Here is a 17,155-nt window from a genome sequence, read left to right as displayed (position 1 = left end):
GGCGAAAGCAGGCCAACCTGGCCGCCTCACCCACGCAGTTGCCAAATTCCACTCACCCACCACCAATCCTCTCCACACCCCTCACCAGCGCAAAATAAATCCGCTCCACCCGACACGCCGCACTCCGCGCGCTCGCCTCGTACCCCGCCGCCGGCCAGCCGCGCCGGGGGCTACCGTCGGCTGATATCAGCCAGTACCAGCGCTCCTCATATCCCGTTAGCTCGATCTTGAAGATCCGCCCCATGCAGGCATCGCCGTGGAAACCGATGAAATCGTCGCCGGGTTTTTCCTTCCAGGCGTGGCGCCATTTGCCCCTAGGTGCCTCATCGCTGAGGATCATCTCCCAGCTCTTCCAGCCATTATAGTCGGACTTGGCCGTCAGGGAGCCATCATAGGGCTTCCGGTCGATCGTCAGGCAGGCTTCCAGAAACTCCGCCACAAGATCGCAGAGGGTCCGCCACCCCTCGTCACTGCGCCGGGTCAGTCTGTAGGCAAGCTCGTCGGAAACATTCCTGAGGGCTGCCGCGACGGCGGAAGCGACGCCTTCCTTGCTCGCCGGTTCGCCGCGCAGGCTGATGCAGAGATAGGTGCAGAGAAATTCCGCCGTATCCCGCGCCATCGGTTCGATGATGTGAAGATTGCGGCGCTTGCCGATATCATAGCCGCCGAAATCCCGGATGCGGCGCTGTGACTGTTTGCGCAGGGCATTCTTGAGGAACGACCTCAGGAGCGTTCCAATATCGTCTTGCATGCGTTGTCCTCTCCTCGTGAGGATGTGTTTGCCGCATGGTTTCGTGAATGGCTCCCGCCCGAGCCGGTGAATGGCAGAAGATTCCGGACGCAAGGCCGCCGCCGCCACGGCCGGAATTGCTCTAGATCAGCGTCGGTTCCGGATCGTCCTCGACTTCTTCGATGATGTCGGGCCTGTCGTTCTTCGGCGAGCCGACATCCCGGCCGATCTTCCACATCGTCATCAGTTCGGCCGGGAAAGGCTTCATCAGATCGTGCGGATCCGGCTCGGGAGACAGCCAGCGCTCGTAATCCTCGCGATGCAGGATGACGGGCATCCGGTCGTGGATGTCGGCCATCATTTCGTTGGGCTCGCAGGTGACGATAGCGAAGTTGCGGATCGACACGCCGTTCGCGTCCTTCCACGTCTCCCAGATGCCGGCGAGTGCGAAGGCCGAGCCGTCCTGCATGGCGATGGCATAGGGCTGCTTGTTCCGGCCGGTGCCATGAATATCCTTCCATTCGAAGAAGCCGTTGATCGGCACCAGGCAGCGGCGCGAGCGATAGGCCGCGCGAAACATGCCGTTGCCGCTGATGGTCTCGCAACGGACATTAACCGGCGGAGGCCTGCCGCCTGGCTTGGCCCAGGACGGCATCAGCCCCCAGCGCGCAGCCACGAAGATCGGGCCCGTCGTATCCGGCTCGCGCACGATATCCCTGATGATGATGGGATAATCTTGCGACGGCGCGCCATTCCAGCGCGGAAAGCGGTTACCAAGCCCGTCAATGTCTCCGCCCTTCACCGCGAAGGGAAAATTGCTGATCAGCTCGTCAAGCGATGTCTTGACGAAGATGCGTCCGCACATGGGCTCTCTCCGCAGCCGAATATTAGATGTTCTGATTATGTTCTATGGCGGAACCGAGTCAACAGCGCCTCAGTTGTGCCCTTGCGGGAATGCGCCTGGGCATGTTTTCTCGTGTAGCAAGCGTCCGCTGACGTGCGACACCAACTGGAAGACCACCATGCCCGAACTCCGCATCGACCCCTTCCCCTCGCCAGCCGACCTCAACGCCCTCTGGTCCGCCGCCTGGAACACACCCCAGGCACCCGACTTCTCCCGCATCCTGCCCCGCAGCCTCGCCCATATCGGCGCCTATCACGAGGGCAGGCTCGTCGGCTTCGTCAACGTCGCCTGGGATGGCGGCATCCATGCCTTCATTCTCGACACCTGCGTTCACCCGGACATGCGCCGCCAGGGCATCGCGACGCGGCTGGTCAGGGAGGCCACACGGATCACCCGCGAACGCGGCGCCGAATGGCTGCATGTCGATTTCGAGCCGCACCTAGCGTCCTTCTATCGCGCCTGCGGCTTCCGGCCGACCGAGGCCGGCCTCATCAAGCTGGCCTGAGGCCTGCCCGTCATTGATCGGCAACAACTCGTCCTAGCTTGAGCCCGAAAAATGCCGCTCCACCCGCCCGCGCGACTCCGGTATGAATAATCTCTCGCAAGGAGGAGCCCGCATGCGCCTGTCCAGATTCATCCTCGGCCTCGCCCTCTCGGCGCTCATCGCCTTGCCCGCTCTGGCCGAGACCTACAAGAGCCCGAAGGCGCTGCTGCGGGCGCTCTACAGCTTCGATGCCGCAAGCGCCGATGACGACGGCCCCTCGCCCTATTCCGCTTTCTTCTCCGACCACCTGAACGGGCTGCTGCAGCAGGATCTCGACAACACGCCGGAGGGCGAAGTCGGCGCGCTCGATTTCGATCCCGTCATCTCAGGCCAGGATGGCGAGGCGAGCGACGTCGAGATCGGCCAGCCGATCCTCATGGACGACCGCGCCGAAGTCGAGGTCGAGTTCCGCAACGGCGAAAAAGTGACGCTCTATTACACGCTGGTCAGGGAACATGGCGGCTGGAAAGTCGACGACATCGCCAACCAGCAGGGCGAGGCGCCCTGGAGCCTCGGCGCATTGCTCGGCGACGACAGGTAGGCAACCGCCGCCGGCTCTCCCCTGCGCCCGAGCGCAGCGGGCGCCCACACTCCTTCTTCAGCCCGGCGAGGATGGCCGCTCTATGCGGCAACGCGGCCGCACGCCGGCCGAAATACTTCCACATCTATACCGCGAATTATATGTGTCATTTCGGGACATAAATTAAAAGACTAAAATACGACTTTTGGTTTGCAAATTCAAAGTCGTTCCGCAGTATTTCTGCCTTACTTTTTCGTTAAAAAATCAAGAAAAAATCACAATTTTTCATTGAAAACTTGTTTACAGATTGGCATAGATCCCCGAGGGGTTGTCGACCGTCGGGCCAATAAACAGTTCTTTCGGGGATTTCTCATTTTTCAGAGTACAACGCATCTATTGGGGGCAAGTTTATATGGCCGTGAATATTCTGGACACCAACGGCGCAACAATAACCAAGACCGGCGCCGAGTTCGAAGCCTACGACGTCATCCGCAACTCCGCAGCCAATCCTTCCGCGCCTGTCACCCTCGTTGTTTCCGATGCCGGCGTGGTGGATCTGGCCGATGAACTCGGTTCGGTTTCGGCGAACGTCGCCGGCTCGAGCGGCGACAACACGATCACCACGGGCGCCGGCAATGACATCATCAATGGCGGTGACGGCAACGACACGCTGAATGGTGGCGATGGAAATGACACCATCTATGGCAATGCCGGCAATGACAAACTGATTGGCGGCGACGGCGATGATCAGATCACCGATGGCGGGTTCAACTTCGGCCCTGACGGCTTGCTGCCGGAGATCCTGGACATCGACGCCGGCAAAGGCGACGACATCATAACCATCGACAGCATCGCCGCATTTACATCAGGAACGATCGACGGCGGCGATGGCGTCGATGCGTTGCGAGCCCGGTCGCTCCACGGCCTGACGCTCGAGAACGTGGAAAATCTTGAAACGGCGGAATTTCAGATTAGCGGCTCGAGTGCAGAGTTCGAGAGCTTTGAAAGGATCGTCAGATCGACCGATCCGTTCTTCAGTTTCGATCCCTCGCTAGTGGTAACGGACAGCGCCCATCTCGATCTTTCCGACGAACTGCAAGATCTCGGGACTCTTGTCCGCGGCTTCTCCGGCGTTGACGTCAAAACCGGCGACGGCAACGATGAGTTCGCGGGCAGCGACGTCAACGACATCTTCGACGGCAGCGGCGGCAGCGACCTCATTAATGGCAACGGCGGCGACGATAGATTGACCGGCGGTGCCGGCAACGACACCATCAATGGCGGCGCGGGCATTGACACGGCTGTTTTCGCCGGCAATTTCGTCGATTATTCCTTCGCGGTCGACAATGGCAGCCGCGTCGTGACAAGCGCGCTGGAAGGCACGGATAGACTGACAGACGTCGAATTCGCGCGCTTTGCCGATGGCGTCTACGACTTCGCGACGGAAACCTTCACGGTCAACAGCACCGAGCCGGGTACGCCGCTGAATATCCTGAACACGAACGGCGCCACGATCACCAAGACCGGCGCTGAGTTCGAGGCTTACGATGTCATCCGTGATTCCGAAATCAATGCTCTCGTCCCGGTCAACCTGGTCATCTCGGATTCCGGCACGGTGGACCTTGCCGACGAACTGGGCTCCGGCTCCGCGAACGTGACGGGCTCAACCGGCAACAATGTCATCACGACAGGCGCCGGCAACGACACCATCAATGGCGGCGACGGCGCGGATACGCTGAACGGCGGCGCAGGAAACGATGCAATCCAGGGCGGTATTGGCAATGACACGCTGAATGGCGGCGATGGCAATGACAATATATCCGGCGGCGTCGGAAACGATGTCATCAAAGGCGGCGCGGGCAACGACACGATCGACGATGGTGAACTTTTCGGCACGACCGCGGAGTTTATCGACATCGATGCCGGAGACGGCGACGATTCCATAGCCATGGAGACATTCGCTCCAGAGAATTCCGGAACGATGGACGGCGGCGCTGGGCTGGATACGCTCCGCGCGGCCTCCCTCCGGGGCTTGACGATCAAGAACATCGAAGTTCTTGAAACCGCTGGATGGTCTGTCGCCGGATCGAGCGCGCAGTTCGAAAGCTTCGATAAGATCGTCTGGTCGACCGATCCGTTTGGCGATTTTCGCGCCTCAATGGCACTCACGGACAGCGCCCACCTCGATCTCTCCGACGAACTCGGAAATCTCGGATCGTTCATCGCCGGCTATGCCTTCGGCATTGACGTCAAGACCGGCGGCGGTGACGACGAATTTACCGGGACCGACGGCAACGACATTTTCGACGGCAGCGGCGGCAACGACATCCTGAATGGCAATGCCGGCGACGACAAATTGACCGGCAGCGCAGGCAACGACACCATCGATGGCGGCGCGGGCATTGACACCGCGGTCTTCTCAGGCAATTTCGCGAATTATTCCCTGGCGTTGAACAATGGCGATCACGTCCTGACCAGCGCCGAGGAAGGTGTGGACACGCTGCGCGACATGGAATTCGCCAAGTTTGCCGATGGCATCTACGATTTCGCCACGCAGACTTTCAAACTCAACAACACCGCACCGACCAATATCCAGCTCTCGAAAACCGCCCTCTCCGAGGACACTCCGATCTGGACCACGGTCGGCCTGCTGAGTGCACGCGATGCAGAAGGTGACAAACTCACCTACAAACTCATCGACGGCGCCGACGATCACTTCCGGATCAACGGCAACCGCATCGTCACCTCCAAGGCTCTGGATTATGAGACGGCGAAGTCCCACACGATCAAGGTCGCGGTCTCCGACGGCAAGGTCACGGTCGAGAAGGACATCACGATCAGCGTTCTCGACGTCAACGAGGCGCCGGTCAACAAGGCGCCTGTCAATCTCGCCTTCTCGCGCAGCTCGATCTCCGAGAATGTCGCGATCGGCACTTCGGTCGGCCTGCTGACGGCCCGCGATCCGGAAGGCGGCACGGTGAAGTGGCGGCTGTCGGATGATGCCGACGGCATCTTCAAGCTGGTCGGCAACAAGATCCAGACGAAGGCTGCGATCGACTATGAAAGCACCCACAGCCTGACCTTCACCGCCGAAGCCTATGATGCGGCCGGCAACGCCACCAGCCACGACTTCACCATCGCCGTGAAGGACGTCTTCGAGCCGTCGAGCCTGCTGCACGACGCTTTGATCTAGCCGCGTCTCCTGATGACGCAGACTCGCGTCAGAAGAGCTTCGATATCGAGCGCCGCGTCCCCTGGGATAGCGGCGCTCTGACTTTGCGAGCACGCCGTTTGCCGGCACCTCGAAACTGCGTAACCGCTGTCCTGATCCCACCTTCCGCGTCATCGCTTGATCATCGATGTTCAGCCTCAGCTGGAAATCAGTGCTCACGTCACCAATGCAAACCTCATTTGAACCGAAGTCTTTTGACGACCTGTGCCCACCTCATTCGCAGCGAATTTGGCTCAAGTTCAGACCGGGTTGCCAGCATGAAATCAGGCAACGGTACGTTTGGCATGTTGTCGTAGGCTTTAAGGATGGTCTCCAGTGGCGTCAGGGTCTGGTCGCGGTCCCAATAGACGATCTTCAACCATGTGGCCGCACGCTGATATTGGCCGCCTCCCAACCATGTTTCCTCGAGATTGGACCGCAGCATTCGCTGCCCGGCCTCCAACAGGTCATTTTCGCCAAATCGCGCCCGCCCTAACTTTTTTAGACAAAGCGCATAGCCAAACGCCCGCGGTTTTAACGTTGTTTTGAGCGATGGGTTTTTCGGCTTCAAGTGTCGCTCATATTCCTCGACTGCGGTGTCGTACTGACCAGCCTGGAGGCTGAATGCCATGAAATCGTCAAGAGTTCCGTCGACGAGCAGCCTCCGTGAACTATACGGCAGGCCCTTGATTTCCTGAGGAACGAAACGTTGGAGCTTGTAATCAAACTTGTCGACACCGACTACCTTGGTAAAGCCGGTTCGCATGTATTCAATCTCCGCATCTTGTGCGGTTTTCCACGATGCTTCGTCGTTTCCTTTTCCGTGCATCCATTGGCCGAGGGCCTTAGCCCAGTGCAAAGTCCTGCGGTGGGAACAGGGAAAAGGACCAAACCTTTCCTCTTCTTTTCCCTCGATGGCCCTGTCCAACCATTGGAGCGCACGCGGAAGAACGGATGTTACTTGCTTGTCATGACGCACCAGCCAGGCAGAGATAACATCGTTAATGTCATGCGCCGCAAAATTCCCCATCGGCTTGGCGGGATCGTATTCGGTACGAAGTACGCGGGCGATGGTCTCTCCAATCACCTCACGCGTTCGAATGGGGTTGAATTTTTTCAAAGCTTTCTCCGCCTATTGGGAATGAAATTCGAACCTTCGCTGGCACCGAGTTTTTGGGGTAACGTTGCCCTGCTCCCATGCTGACGAGGTTTCTCGTTTGAGGCCGAGGACTGGAGCCGCGACAACGACGGCTCTTCGCCGTGCGCACGAGGTCAAAAACCTTGACGAGTTAAAGCGCTCAACGGCAACCTCACACGGTACTTGAGACATCCATAAACGCTGGTCGTTTTTGGCGGGTTAAAACGACGGATCAAATGTCGGGGGAAGTCCGCTCCGTGCCGGATAGAATCCTTTGAACGCATATTGCCGTGCCGGGTTCACCAAGCGGCGACTTGCCAGCGACGCGGGCGCAATGATGGGCCGGCCAAGTCCGCATGTCGGCAATCATTGGCGCTGATCGTGCCTGCCTTCCAGCAAGGCGAGCTTCAGGGGAGAGACCACGCAGCTCGGCTTCGATGCGATAGAGTTCGCCGATCCGCTTCAGGCCCTCCTCACCTCATTCACCTTCGCACCGGGTCGAAGGCTTTCCGACACCATCTGCGCCGTGACCTCCTTAGGCCAACGCCGGTGAACCTCACGTCCAGACTTCCTGGTTGTGAGAAACTCCAATGTATTCTCGATGGAGAAACTCCCGTTGCTCATCCATGGAAAGGCGATCACAGATCAGGGCATGAAGGACAACGTGGGATCAGCACATCGGTTACGAAACTGGGGCCACAGCTTGCGCAATCCCGGCGGGCGAATCAGGCCTGCTCGACACCAGCCCGCACGAAAGCGTGTCGCGCAAAAGTGTGCGCGGTTTTGCGATAACGATGCGCGTAAAAACAAAGACCTAAAGCGCGGCGAACGAATCTGAAAGATCGCGAAGGGCTTCAGCAAACTCGCCTTCAATGCGACTATCTTTCCGCATCAACTACTTCCGAGGGAATCCGCGCCGGCGCTCAAAATCCGCCGCTCGCACCATTTCGGCACGCAATCCCGATATGGCACAGGCGTGCAAGCATTCGCTAACTTTTCGTCAAGTATCTGAATCTTCGGCATTTCCTGTCACAATAACCGCCATGCCACAATAATGCCGCTTGCTTTTTGCCCGAAATGCTGGCACGAATTCATCCACTCGGGCATTTGCATGCCGGTGACTGGACTGATGTGGCAATCCCTTCTTCGCGGAAGGGGGCGCGGGACGACCCGCCTACGTAGACGTTCTTTCCCCGTACGTGACTTCTCCGACTGACCCTTCGTCCCCCAACCCCAAATGGGACGAAAGCTAAAGCCGTCCGCTTCCTCTCGGGGGCGCGGATAAACACAGACTAAGGGAAAAGGACTATCCCAATGGCCACCAAGGGCACCGTAAAATTCTTCAACCAGGACAAGGGTTTTGGTTTCATCACGCCGGACGGCGGCGCAAAGGACGTTTTCGTTCACATTTCTGCGCTGCAGGCTTCTGGCATCCAGTCGCTGCGCGAAGGCCAGCAGGTCACTTTCGACACCGAGCCGGACCGCATGGGCAAGGGCCCGAAGGCCGTCAACATCTCGGCTTCTTAAGTCAGAATATCGCTTCGGCGGCAAGAACGGCGCTCCGCAAGGGGCGCCGTTTTCGTTTGCGCTTGCCCAGTTTGTCGATTGCAGCGGCAGGTGTTATATGCGCGCTTGATATGAGACCGCCCGGGCAGCGATGAGCGGCGCCTGATCTCGGCGCCACCAGACAAGGACCAATGAAATCTCGATGACGCAGAAGCCGATATTCGCGGTTGCCCCGATGATCGATTGGACGGATCGGCATTGCCGGTATTTCCACCGTCAGATCAGCCGGGAGGCGCTGCTCTATACCGAGATGGTGGTGGCCGATGCGATCATCCATGGGCCGCGCGAGCGGCTGCTCGGCCATGATGCGGCCGAACATCCGCTGGCGCTGCAGCTCGGCGGCTCCGACCCGGCGAAACTTGCCGAGGCGGTGCGGCTCGCCGAGCCCTATGGCTATGACGAGATCAACCTCAATGTCGGCTGCCCCTCTGATCGCGTTCAATCGGGCACCTTCGGCGCCTGCCTGATGCTGACGCCTCAGACGGTGGCCGAATGCGTGGCGGCGATGAAGGCGGTCGCGACCGTGCCGGTAACGGTGAAGTGCCGGATCGGCGTCGACGAGCAGGAGCCGGAAGAGGCGCTGCCCGCACTGATAACCCGCGTGCTCGATGCCGGCGCCGACGCGATCTGGATCCACGCCCGCAAGGCCTGGCTGAAGGGCCTGAGCCCGAAGGAGAACCGCGAGATCCCGCCGCTCGATTACGAGATCGTCTATCGGATGAAACAGCGCTGGCCCGACGTCTTCATCGGCATCAACGGCGGCATCCGCACGCTCGACGAGGCCGAGGCCCACCTCGCCCATATCGATGGCGTCATGCTCGGCCGCGCCGCCTATCAGAATGCGGCGATTCTCGCCGACGTCGACCATCGCTTCTTCGGCGCGCCGGCGACCGAGCCGGACTGGCAGGCGCTCTGCGACCGGATGATGGCCTATGCCGAACGCCACATCGCAAGCGGCGGCCGGCTGCAGCATGTCGCCCGCCACATGGTCGGCCTCTTCACCAGCCTGCCCGGCGCCCGCCGCTACCGCCAGATCCTCTCGACCGATGCCACTAAAACCGGCGCCGGTCCGGAAGTGCTCGCCGCAGCCTTTGCGGCGGTGGATTTTTCGGAGACGGAGCAGGAGGCGGTAAGCGCGTAACGTCCTCAACCTGAACAGAGGTTCAAGCTGTAGAAGGCAAGGGGCTTCTTCTCCCACCCAAGAGGTCGGAAGAACAAGCTGAGCCCACAGCTTGTTCCCTCTTCTCCCCTCGGGGAGAAGGTGCCCGAAGGGCGGATGAGGGGGCTGCACGGCGCGCCTTTCATGATTGCCCTTCGCTTGCGCTCAGTACACTCGCTCCTATCGTCGCTCGCCCCCTCATCCGCCTGCAGGCACCTTCTCTCCGCTGGAGAGAAGGAGATATGCTGCCGCCTCTCCGTCCCCCGCCAACGTCTCACGCGAGACCTCGCCGCAACAAGCGGGAACAGGTTTAGTGAGAACAATCTTCGGAGCTCTTCATCTCCATGTGCAAAGCCCCCGCTCACGCCACCTTCGCCAACGCCTGATAAGCCGCAGCCCGCTCCCTGTTCCGCCGCGCCTTCAACACCAGCAGCCCCGCAACCGCCACAACGACCACGACAATCCCCGCAATCAGCAGCCAATTGATCTCGCCGCCGGCCGCCATGTTCGAGCCGGCGCCGCCGGTCGCAAGCGCTGTGGTTCCGCCGGCAGTGCGCCGCTGCTTCTTCGACACCGCATCGGCCTTCTCCGCTTCCTGCGACAGCGCCCCCTTCGGATCGGCATGCGCCGACGCCGCAAGCCACATGGCAACGCCCCTCGCCTCGACATCGGCGACCCGCTTCGACCATCCGCCGCGGAAGGTCGCCCAGGTCTTCAGCCCCTGGAGAAAACCGAGCCGCCGGGCGCAGAGCGACTGGATCACCCGCTTGACATCGCTCATCGCCGCCTTCTTCAGCGTCTCGCCGCCGACCACGCCATCGGTCGCCGCGCCAACCACCGCCTGCAGCGCCTTTGCCGCCCGCGCCGTGCCGGAATTGACGCCGTAATCGAATGTCACCAGATCGAGACCTGCCGGCAAGGCTTCAGCGCCGAGCGGCCGCCAATAATTCCGTTGATAGATCGGCGTCACATCGGCGATCGTCAGCCGTGATATATCGAGATTGGGATAGCTCGCGGCGGCGATGCCGTATTTCGTGCCTTTCAGCGTGCCCCTGCCGACGGCGCCGCCGGTCCAATTCCCCGGATCGCGCCTATCGCTGGTGAAGCCGCCCTCATAAGCCAGCGTGATCGGCAGGCAGGCGGACATATTTCCCTTGGCCATGACAATTTCCCTTCGGATGAAATCGCCACAACCATTGCCGATGAAGAGTTGTCGGGATCGAACACTTCTGGCCATCGGTGGGGAGGTTAGTGGCCGCCCCTCGCCCTTCGAGGCTCCGGCCTGCGGCCTGCGCGGTGAGGGTGAGAAACGGTCCGCGCAGCGGAGCAATCGATCCAGTAAGTCGATTGCCGTGACGAAAGAAGGGCCGTCTTGAACCACGAGGGCGGCGTGGAACCTCCCATCTCTAGAACACCTCCTCCCCCTCGGCAGCAAACGACGGATTGCGAAACACCACGCGGTCCTCCCCGCCCCTGCGGTCGCGGCTGGCGGTCCAGCCGAGTTTCTTCATGATGCGGCCGATGCGGCCGGCGTGGCGCCAGTCGGCGTCCTTGGGCGAGATGCCGAGGCTCTTCAGAATATCGAACTGGGAGACCGATCTCTGGCCTTTCAGCGTCGGCGCGATCACCTCGACCCAGACATCGACATCCGTGCGCTTCTCCTGCTCGGCGACGAGAGCCGGCTGCTCCTCCTCCTGCACCCACCAGGGCGTCTTTGCCCTGTAGAGCGCCACGGCCTCCGCCCAGAGCTGGTCGCGATCGGCGGCGATCGCCTCGATGTCGATGCGTCCGACGGTCAGCGGCCAGAAGCTTCGCCCGCCGGTCATATCCTTGAGATAGGGGTTGCCATCGGGATTGATCGTGCCGCAGAGGCAGACGCGGCGCGGCGCCTCGACGACCGACCGGCCGTAGGGCGGACGGAAACGATCGGTCTGCTTGCGCAGGAATTTCTTCACCGCGCTGGTTTCCGAGGCGTTGAAGCGGTGCATTTCCGCAACCTCCAGGCCCCAAACGCCCTGCATCTCCATCATCGCATCCTTCGAGCCGATATCGGAGAGTTCGTCGGTGAAGAAATCATCGCCATAGAGCATGCGCACGGCGGTGGATTTCCGCGCGCCCTGCGGCCCTTCGAGGATCGGCATCGTATCGACCTTGCAGCCCGGCTGCAGCCCGCGCGCCACGCTGGATATCAGCCAGCGCATGCCGACCGTACGGGCATAGGGCGTATCCTCGATGCCCATATAATAGGTCAGCCAGTTGTAGAGCCGCGGCTTGCGATCCCAGACCAGGCCTTCGAGATAGTCGGTCAGCCGGTCGAAGCGCGCATGTTCGGCCACCGTCTGGATCACGGGGGCGATATTGGCGACCTTCGGCGTCATGTCGTTGGCTTCCAGCCACATGACCGCCTCGCTGTAATCGCGATCCTGCAGCGCCCGCTCGCGCCAGCTGCCTTTGACCGGCTCCCAGGGCGGCCGGCGCACCAAGACGACGCGCATCCTGAAAGCATCGAAGGCGAAGACGCCGGAAAGATCGGGGTGACGTTCGAGGAACAGCGCCCAGTTGCGGGTGGCGCCCGGCTTGATCCTGCCCTTCTCGCCGCGCAGCAGCTCCATCTGCCAGTCATCACAGGCCATGGCTTTGCCGGCAGCCGCAGGCCGCGCCTTGCGCACCGTCTCCACTGCCGGCGGCGTCCATGGCCGCGCTGCATCCCACAGGAAGCCGGACAGCTCGTCCTCGGTCCAGCCGTCGGCGACGGCATCGGCGGCATCCCAGCCCTTCGGCGGCGCGCGTCCGGAGAGCCAGTCGGCATGGAGATAGGGAGGGGATGGCATGAGTGCTGCGCGCCGCCTTACCGAACGACGTCGAGGACGCGGTAGCTGCAGCCGAGGCCGGTGAGGATCACGCCGATATCGTTGGCGGCCTTCAGCCCGGATATCACGCTCGTTTCCGGATGCGGCCGGTCGGCATCCGGCCACATCACCACACTGCGGCCGGCAAGCGGCGACCAATCGGCATGCTTGACGCCCTGGACGCCGCCCGGCCAGGAAATAACGGTGCGCCCGGTCGCCATCGAGAGCGCATCGCGGCACTTCTCCCCCTCGACGACGATCACCGCCCTCGCCTCGCAGAGCCTGTCGAGGCCATAGAGCGGGCGCGGCTTCGGAAAGGGAAAACGACACCATGCCTCGCTGCCGTCAGCCAGCCGCACCCACATGACCATCGGCGTCTCCTTGCCGCCCCCGCCAAGCTCGTGGCGCAGAACATAGCCGATCAGGCCGCCATCCTGTCCGCGATGGGGAAAGACCATGGACGGCGCGAAGCTTCCCCATTCGGACCGCTCGCCCCCGCGCTTCGGATTGTAGAGACGCACCGGCCTGCCGCATTCGATCGGTTCTGCAGGCGGCGCCAGCGGCACGATGCCGGCATAGGGATCGAGCATCGGCGCCCGCGCAGGCGCAGGATCGGGCGCGGCGGCCCGGCCGCCGAGCATGCCGAGCGCTTCCGTGAGATCGACGCCTTTGATCTTTCTGACGAAATCGATCACGTCGCCATGCGCGCCGCAGCCGAAGCAGTGGAAGCGCTCGACATGATCCTTTCCGGGAAAGATGGTGAAGGAGGGCGTCGCCTCGGCATGGAAGGGGCAGCAGGCGACGAATTCGCGCCCTGCCCGCTTCAGCGCCACGCCGTGGCGGGCCGCCACCTCGGACAGGCAGGCCTCGCGCCTGATACGTTCGACTTCGGTCATATCCGACCCCTGATCTGGTCGTTGTGATCGTCACAACTTTTGGCGGAAGCAAGCTCGGGCGGCGGATTGGGCTCTCGTGCCCGCCGTCAGCTGCGGCGAGCGGGCGTGATCTCGCCGGCCATCACCAGCCGGTATCCCTGGCGATAGCCAACATTCTCGATGCCGATGCCGGAACCTTCCAGCCGGGTGCGGAGATGGCAGAGCGCCACCTTGAAGGCGGCATACATGCGCGTCGGCGACGGCCCGCCATCGGCATCGTCGACATACATCGCATCGAAGATCCGCTCGGTCTGCACGGGCATGCCCTTGCCACGCCAGACAGCACCCAGAATGCGCGCCTGAAGCGGCGTCACGCCATAACGGTCGACGACGATCTCGAGCGTGGGCGCCGCCACCGGCTGCTTGCAGCAGGGGCAGTTCATCGGCTCCATCGCCGCCGCTCCCGCTCCCTCCATGACGCGTTCTTTCCGGGCCGGTTCGACCCTCTCGCCTGAAATCGGCCGCTTCAGCGCGGCCGGCGCCAATCTGACTTTCCTGTCCACTGCCGTCATCGGAGTCACCATTCCTTTCCGTCTGTTCGCCGTCCCGTTCGTCCGGCCTGTCGCTTCTTCGAAAACCTGCATCTGCGCCATCGGGCGGCGCGATCATGAGCCGGCGACCAGCCGCCGGATCTCGTCCTCATAAGGCGCCATGCGCCATAACCGGCGCGCCAGCGCCTGGAGCTCGCCCACCTCGGCGCGGGTGATCGTGACGAGAGCCTCGCCAGCAGTCGCCCCGCCGCGCATCAGGCAATGGCCGACGAGACCATCGAGCAGTTGCGCCTGCCGGAGAATGCTGGGCGATGCCCGCCCGCTCATCGCCGCTCCGGCATCATTTCATCGGCCGAAAGCGCGATACCGCGCTCGCGCGCCACTTTCATTAGGAGCAGCTGGTCACGGCCGCTAATCAGCCCATCGTCATCGCCGAGCGCCCGGCTGATCTTCGAGCGATGGCGGCCCATCGCTCGCGCCAGTTCCGCGGCGGAAAGGCCAATTTTCTCGTGAACCTTCCGCCATGGCGTCTTGTCGTCCTTACCGAGCCTTTGCACGTCCGCTCCCCGATTGATGCGATAATAGCAACATATAATGCGATATCAGCACCGTCAAGCCTTCCCGAACAGAAGATGGGATTTTATTCCGGAATAAAAGCTCACCATAATTTCAACCCAGCCATAGAAAGGAATATTTTCCTCTTCGATATTGACTCCGGAGGTGAATGTCAATTATCTAGGTTGCAGAACGAAGGAGAAACAACGGGAAACCCAAATCCGCCGGACGGCCGTGGTGCCCGTCGGCGCAGCACCGCGATCATGCAATTCACGCAACGTGATGCGGCAATGCCGCATCCGCTTGCCGTTTGTTGCGAAATCTGCAACAACTCGGTTCCGCCAAATGATCTTTGAGGAACCGGGATGACCGAAATCGATAAGAAATGGTTTTTCCAGAAGCTGGACGAACGGCAGAAATCTGTCAGGAGCCTTGCGCGGCATCTCAGCATAGATCCTTCCGCCGCGTCGCGCATGCTGTCTGGCACGCGGAGAATGAAGATGGAAGAAGCAAATCAGATTGCGTTGTTCCTGGGCGTTTCGCTCTCGGACGTTCTCAATCATGCCGGCGTTTCGGTCGAGCCTGACGGCACCCCCACCCGCATCCTGCTGGCGGCTGTCATCAACGAGGCGGGCTCGGTCGAGCGGCTGAAGGAGCCACGCCCGCTGCCGCAGACCGTCATCGACCGCGCCAAGGCGGCCGTCCGCGATCTTGTCGACGGCCAGGTCATCGCCGCCCAGGTGCGCGCGGCCTCCGGGCCGCTGTCGATCTGGGACGACGCAGTGATCCTCTTCGGCCATACCGACGAGGTCGAGACGGCCGCGATCGGCGTCCTCTCCATCTGCCGCACCCGCGATGGCGATCAGATCATGGCCAAGGTCGAGCGCGCGAGAAAGACCGGCGAAGCCCGCATCCAGACGGCATCCGGCGCCACCGAGGAAACCCTGCTCGACACCGCCACCCCGGTGCTTGCCGTCATTCCATAAGGCCGTGCACACACGATGTCGGTGCCTCACCGGATACCACCAATCCGCCTCGTCCTTCGAGGCACTTCAGGATAAGGCTCTCGCGAACGCGGAACACCTGCAGGCGCGCCCAAAGCTTGACCGCTTTTGAGCGTTCGCACGGGCATCCCCGATTGCCGCTATCATGGGCGCGGCATCCTCCAACCTCCCTCATGCTGAGGTGCGCAGCCCGAAAGGGCGGAGCCTCGAAGCACGCGTTCCAACGCTACTTCTTGCAGATCTTACGATCGGAACGCGCGCCCCGCTTAAGCCCCTCAAGCTGAGACTTTCCTGGACGTTGCGCCCGTCCCGTCGACTCCATAACGCCGAAATCGCCCCGCTTAGGACCGCGCCATCGGCACTAGGCTCTTCTTCTCGATCAGCCCCGCGACCGAGAACACCAGGATCTCGGTCTCCCTGCCGATCCTGCTGCCGTCCATCAACCTGACGATGTCATCGACGCCGCCGACCGGGCTGCCGTCGATCGCAAGGATATAATCCCCTTCCTGCAGCCCGCCCTTGGCCGCCGGCCCGTCCGGCTCGACACGCCGGACGCGAACCGAGGTCGTCTGCGCCATGCCCGCCGCAAGCGCGACCCGGCGCGGCAGCACGATCGTATCGCCTGCTATGCCGATGAGGGCGCGCCTGACCTGGCCGTGGCGGAGAATTTCCGAAACCACGAAATTGGCCGTATTCGACGCCACCGCGAAAGCGATGCTCTGCGCGCCCTGGATGACGGCGGTGTTGACGCCGATCACCTCCCCGCCGGAAGAGACCAGCGGCCCACCCGAATTGCCGGGATTGAGCGCCGCGTCCGTCTGGATCACGTCCTCCATCAGCCGCCCGCTCGCCGCCCGCATCGACCGGCCGAGCGCCGAAACGATGCCGGCGGTAACGGTCCATTCGAAGCCGAGCGGATTGCCGATCGCAATCGCGATGTGCCCCCGGCGCAGGCGCTGGGAATCCCCGAGCTTCGCCCAGGCGCCGGTACCGGAATTGGCGCGGATGAGCGCGATATCCGTATCGACGTCCCGGCCGAGCACCCGTCCTTCGGTCACGAAACCGTCGGGCGTGGTGATGCGCACCACCTTGGCATCGTCGACCACATGGCTGTTGGTGATGATGAGCCCGTCCGGCGAGATGGCAAAACCCGACCCATGCCCCTGCCGGCCGCCCACCCTCTCGATCCGGCTGACCGCCGGCCCGACCCTATCGACCGCCGCCGCAATCGATTGCGAATAGGCATCGATCAGCGCCCCATCACTCTGGGGCACGATGTCCTTATCCATATAACCCATAATCTGATCCTCAGGCGGCAGAACGGCCGCCCCGCCGCCGGCGAAGCAATCACGATTGCAACCGTCCGCCATGGCGCTGCTTATGAGGATTAGATGGTTGGGGTATGGGTTGGGTTCAAGTGAGGGTGCCGCAGGCCTGCGGTATCGTGTCAGCGGGCAATTCGCCGCGCGATCAGCGCGCCAGCATCGCCGATCACAATAGCGGGAACCAGAACTAGAGCGTCGGGCGCGATTTTTGAATCCTGCTCGAT

Annotated in this window: 17 protein-coding genes and 1 pseudogene; 7 read left to right on the top strand and 11 right to left on the bottom strand. The window is 61.9% G+C overall.

The genetic code is table 11. The annotated features are described in order from the left end of the window. Positions 1 to 52 precede the first annotated feature (52 nt). Both CO670_RS25385 and CO670_RS25380 read right to left on the bottom strand, forming a co-directional pair. A complete protein-coding gene (locus CO670_RS25385; RefSeq protein ID WP_097592788.1) occupies positions 53 to 751 on the bottom strand; it encodes a hypothetical protein in 699 nt (232 codons plus the stop codon). Positions 752 to 872: 121 nt separating this feature from the next. Beyond that, positions 873 to 1,595: an SOS response-associated peptidase gene (locus CO670_RS25380; RefSeq protein ID WP_097592787.1), complete on the bottom strand. Its 723-nt coding sequence runs from the start codon at positions 1,593 to 1,595 to the stop codon at positions 873 to 875. A gap of 157 nt (positions 1,596 to 1,752) precedes the next feature. Between CO670_RS25380 and CO670_RS25375 the strand changes: the two genes are divergently transcribed. From CO670_RS25375 to CO670_RS25365, 3 genes are all read left to right on the top strand, one after another. Beyond that, positions 1,753 to 2,139 carry a GNAT family N-acetyltransferase gene (locus tag CO670_RS25375; RefSeq protein ID WP_097592786.1) on the top strand — a complete coding sequence of 129 codons (387 nt, stop codon included), beginning with the start codon at positions 1,753 to 1,755 and terminating at the stop codon, positions 2,137 to 2,139. Between the two features lie 112 nt (positions 2,140 to 2,251). Then, positions 2,252 to 2,719, top strand: a complete 468-nt coding sequence (locus CO670_RS25370; RefSeq protein WP_097592785.1) for a DUF3828 domain-containing protein — start codon at positions 2,252 to 2,254, stop codon at positions 2,717 to 2,719. Positions 2,720 to 3,110: 391 nt separating this feature from the next. Continuing rightward, positions 3,111 to 5,891 carry a metal-binding protein gene (locus CO670_RS25365; RefSeq protein WP_097592784.1) on the top strand — a complete coding sequence of 927 codons (2,781 nt, stop codon included), beginning with the start codon at positions 3,111 to 3,113 and terminating at the stop codon, positions 5,889 to 5,891. A gap of 214 nt (positions 5,892 to 6,105) precedes the next feature. Here the strand turns inward: CO670_RS25365 and CO670_RS25360 are convergent, their stop codons facing one another. Next, positions 6,106 to 7,029, bottom strand: a complete 924-nt coding sequence (locus CO670_RS25360) for a hypothetical protein (RefSeq protein WP_245425987.1) — start codon at positions 7,027 to 7,029, stop codon at positions 6,106 to 6,108. 316 nt (positions 7,030 to 7,345) lie between these two features. Beyond that, positions 7,346 to 7,522 (bottom strand): annotated as a pseudogene (locus CO670_RS25355) (transposase); the annotation flags it as partial. Positions 7,523 to 8,361: 839 nt separating this feature from the next. On the opposite strand from CO670_RS25355, the gene CO670_RS25350 reads away from it, so the two are divergent. Then, positions 8,362 to 8,574, top strand: a complete 213-nt coding sequence (locus CO670_RS25350; protein ID WP_003540801.1) for a cold-shock protein — start codon at positions 8,362 to 8,364, stop codon at positions 8,572 to 8,574. Positions 8,575 to 8,755: 181 nt separating this feature from the next. Further along, a complete protein-coding gene (dusA, locus tag CO670_RS25345; protein ID WP_097592783.1) occupies positions 8,756 to 9,754 on the top strand; it encodes a tRNA dihydrouridine(20/20a) synthase DusA in 999 nt (332 codons plus the stop codon). 379 nt (positions 9,755 to 10,133) lie between these two features. Here the strand turns inward: dusA and CO670_RS25340 are convergent, their stop codons facing one another. The 6 genes from CO670_RS25340 to CO670_RS25315 all read right to left on the bottom strand — a co-directional run bounded on the left by CO670_RS25340 (position 10,134) and on the right by CO670_RS25315 (position 14,604). Next, positions 10,134 to 10,934 carry a glycosyl hydrolase 108 family protein gene (locus CO670_RS25340; RefSeq protein WP_176539020.1) on the bottom strand — a complete coding sequence of 267 codons (801 nt, stop codon included), beginning with the start codon at positions 10,932 to 10,934 and terminating at the stop codon, positions 10,134 to 10,136. A gap of 244 nt (positions 10,935 to 11,178) precedes the next feature. Continuing rightward, positions 11,179 to 12,603, bottom strand: a complete 1,425-nt coding sequence (locus CO670_RS25335) for a virulence-associated E family protein (protein ID WP_176539019.1) — start codon at positions 12,601 to 12,603, stop codon at positions 11,179 to 11,181. A 17-nt stretch (positions 12,604 to 12,620) separates the two neighbouring features. Next, the gene (locus tag CO670_RS25330; RefSeq protein WP_097592820.1) at positions 12,621 to 13,517 is read right to left on the bottom strand and encodes a CHC2 zinc finger domain-containing protein; all 897 of its coding nucleotides are present in this window, start codon (positions 13,515 to 13,517) and stop codon (positions 12,621 to 12,623) included. Between the two features lie 86 nt (positions 13,518 to 13,603). After that, positions 13,604 to 14,068 (bottom strand): hypothetical protein, encoded by a 465-nt coding sequence (locus tag CO670_RS25325; RefSeq protein WP_245425984.1) that lies wholly within the window; start codon positions 14,066 to 14,068, stop codon positions 13,604 to 13,606. A 93-nt stretch (positions 14,069 to 14,161) separates the two neighbouring features. Beyond that, the gene (locus tag CO670_RS25320; RefSeq protein ID WP_097592780.1) at positions 14,162 to 14,374 is read right to left on the bottom strand and encodes a hypothetical protein; all 213 of its coding nucleotides are present in this window, start codon (positions 14,372 to 14,374) and stop codon (positions 14,162 to 14,164) included. Beyond that, positions 14,371 to 14,604, bottom strand: coding sequence for a hypothetical protein (locus CO670_RS25315; RefSeq protein ID WP_097592779.1), 234 nt, complete (start codon positions 14,602 to 14,604; stop codon positions 14,371 to 14,373). The genes CO670_RS25320 and CO670_RS25315 overlap by 4 nt, the downstream gene beginning before the upstream one ends. A gap of 75 nt (positions 14,605 to 14,679) precedes the next feature. Between CO670_RS25315 and CO670_RS32670 the strand changes: the two genes are divergently transcribed. Together CO670_RS32670 and CO670_RS25310 are read left to right on the top strand one after the other, a co-directional pair. Then, a complete protein-coding gene (locus tag CO670_RS32670) occupies positions 14,680 to 14,958 on the top strand; it encodes a hypothetical protein (RefSeq protein ID WP_141502384.1) in 279 nt (92 codons plus the stop codon). Positions 14,959 to 14,967: 9 nt separating this feature from the next. Next, a complete protein-coding gene (locus CO670_RS25310; RefSeq protein WP_097592778.1) occupies positions 14,968 to 15,588 on the top strand; it encodes a helix-turn-helix transcriptional regulator in 621 nt (206 codons plus the stop codon). A gap of 359 nt (positions 15,589 to 15,947) precedes the next feature. Here the strand turns inward: CO670_RS25310 and CO670_RS25305 are convergent, their stop codons facing one another. Further along, a complete protein-coding gene (locus CO670_RS25305) occupies positions 15,948 to 16,904 on the bottom strand; it encodes a trypsin-like peptidase domain-containing protein (protein ID WP_097592819.1) in 957 nt (318 codons plus the stop codon). Between the last annotated feature and the right edge of the window lie 251 nt (positions 16,905 to 17,155).

Origin of the sequence: Rhizobium sp. J15 (assembly GCF_002531825.1) — a bacterium.
Taxonomy (GTDB): domain Bacteria; phylum Pseudomonadota; class Alphaproteobacteria; order Rhizobiales; family Rhizobiaceae; genus Rhizobium.
Note: the sequence above shows the minus strand (reverse complement) of the source record. Positions and strands in the feature narration are given on the sequence as shown.

Excerpts from the sequence above, each read along its gene's own strand:
- CO670_RS25385 (WP_097592788.1), bottom strand. The coding sequence starts at position 751 with ATGCAAGACGATATTGGAACGCTCCTGAGGTCGTTCCTCAAGAATGCC.
- CO670_RS25380 (WP_097592787.1), bottom strand. The coding sequence starts at position 1,595 with ATGTGCGGACGCATCTTCGTCAAGACATCGCTTGACGAGCTGATCAGC.
- CO670_RS25375 (WP_097592786.1), top strand. The coding sequence starts at position 1,753 with ATGCCCGAACTCCGCATCGACCCCTTCCCCTCGCCAGCCGACCTCAAC.
- CO670_RS25370 (WP_097592785.1), top strand. The coding sequence starts at position 2,252 with ATGCGCCTGTCCAGATTCATCCTCGGCCTCGCCCTCTCGGCGCTCATC.
- CO670_RS25365 (WP_097592784.1), top strand. The coding sequence starts at position 3,111 with ATGGCCGTGAATATTCTGGACACCAACGGCGCAACAATAACCAAGACC.
- CO670_RS25350 (WP_003540801.1), top strand. The coding sequence starts at position 8,362 with ATGGCCACCAAGGGCACCGTAAAATTCTTCAACCAGGACAAGGGTTTT.
- dusA (WP_097592783.1), top strand. The coding sequence starts at position 8,756 with ATGACGCAGAAGCCGATATTCGCGGTTGCCCCGATGATCGATTGGACG.
- CO670_RS25340 (WP_176539020.1), bottom strand. The coding sequence starts at position 10,934 with ATGGCCAAGGGAAATATGTCCGCCTGCCTGCCGATCACGCTGGCTTAT.
- CO670_RS25335 (WP_176539019.1), bottom strand. The coding sequence starts at position 12,603 with ATGCCATCCCCTCCCTATCTCCATGCCGACTGGCTCTCCGGACGCGCG.
- CO670_RS25330 (WP_097592820.1), bottom strand. The coding sequence starts at position 13,517 with ATGACCGAAGTCGAACGTATCAGGCGCGAGGCCTGCCTGTCCGAGGTG.
- CO670_RS25325 (WP_245425984.1), bottom strand. The coding sequence starts at position 14,068 with ATGACGGCAGTGGACAGGAAAGTCAGATTGGCGCCGGCCGCGCTGAAG.
- CO670_RS25320 (WP_097592780.1), bottom strand. The coding sequence starts at position 14,374 with ATGAGCGGGCGGGCATCGCCCAGCATTCTCCGGCAGGCGCAACTGCTC.
- CO670_RS32670 (WP_141502384.1), top strand. The coding sequence starts at position 14,680 with ATGGGATTTTATTCCGGAATAAAAGCTCACCATAATTTCAACCCAGCC.
- CO670_RS25310 (WP_097592778.1), top strand. The coding sequence starts at position 14,968 with ATGACCGAAATCGATAAGAAATGGTTTTTCCAGAAGCTGGACGAACGG.
- CO670_RS25305 (WP_097592819.1), bottom strand. The coding sequence starts at position 16,904 with ATGGGTTATATGGATAAGGACATCGTGCCCCAGAGTGATGGGGCGCTG.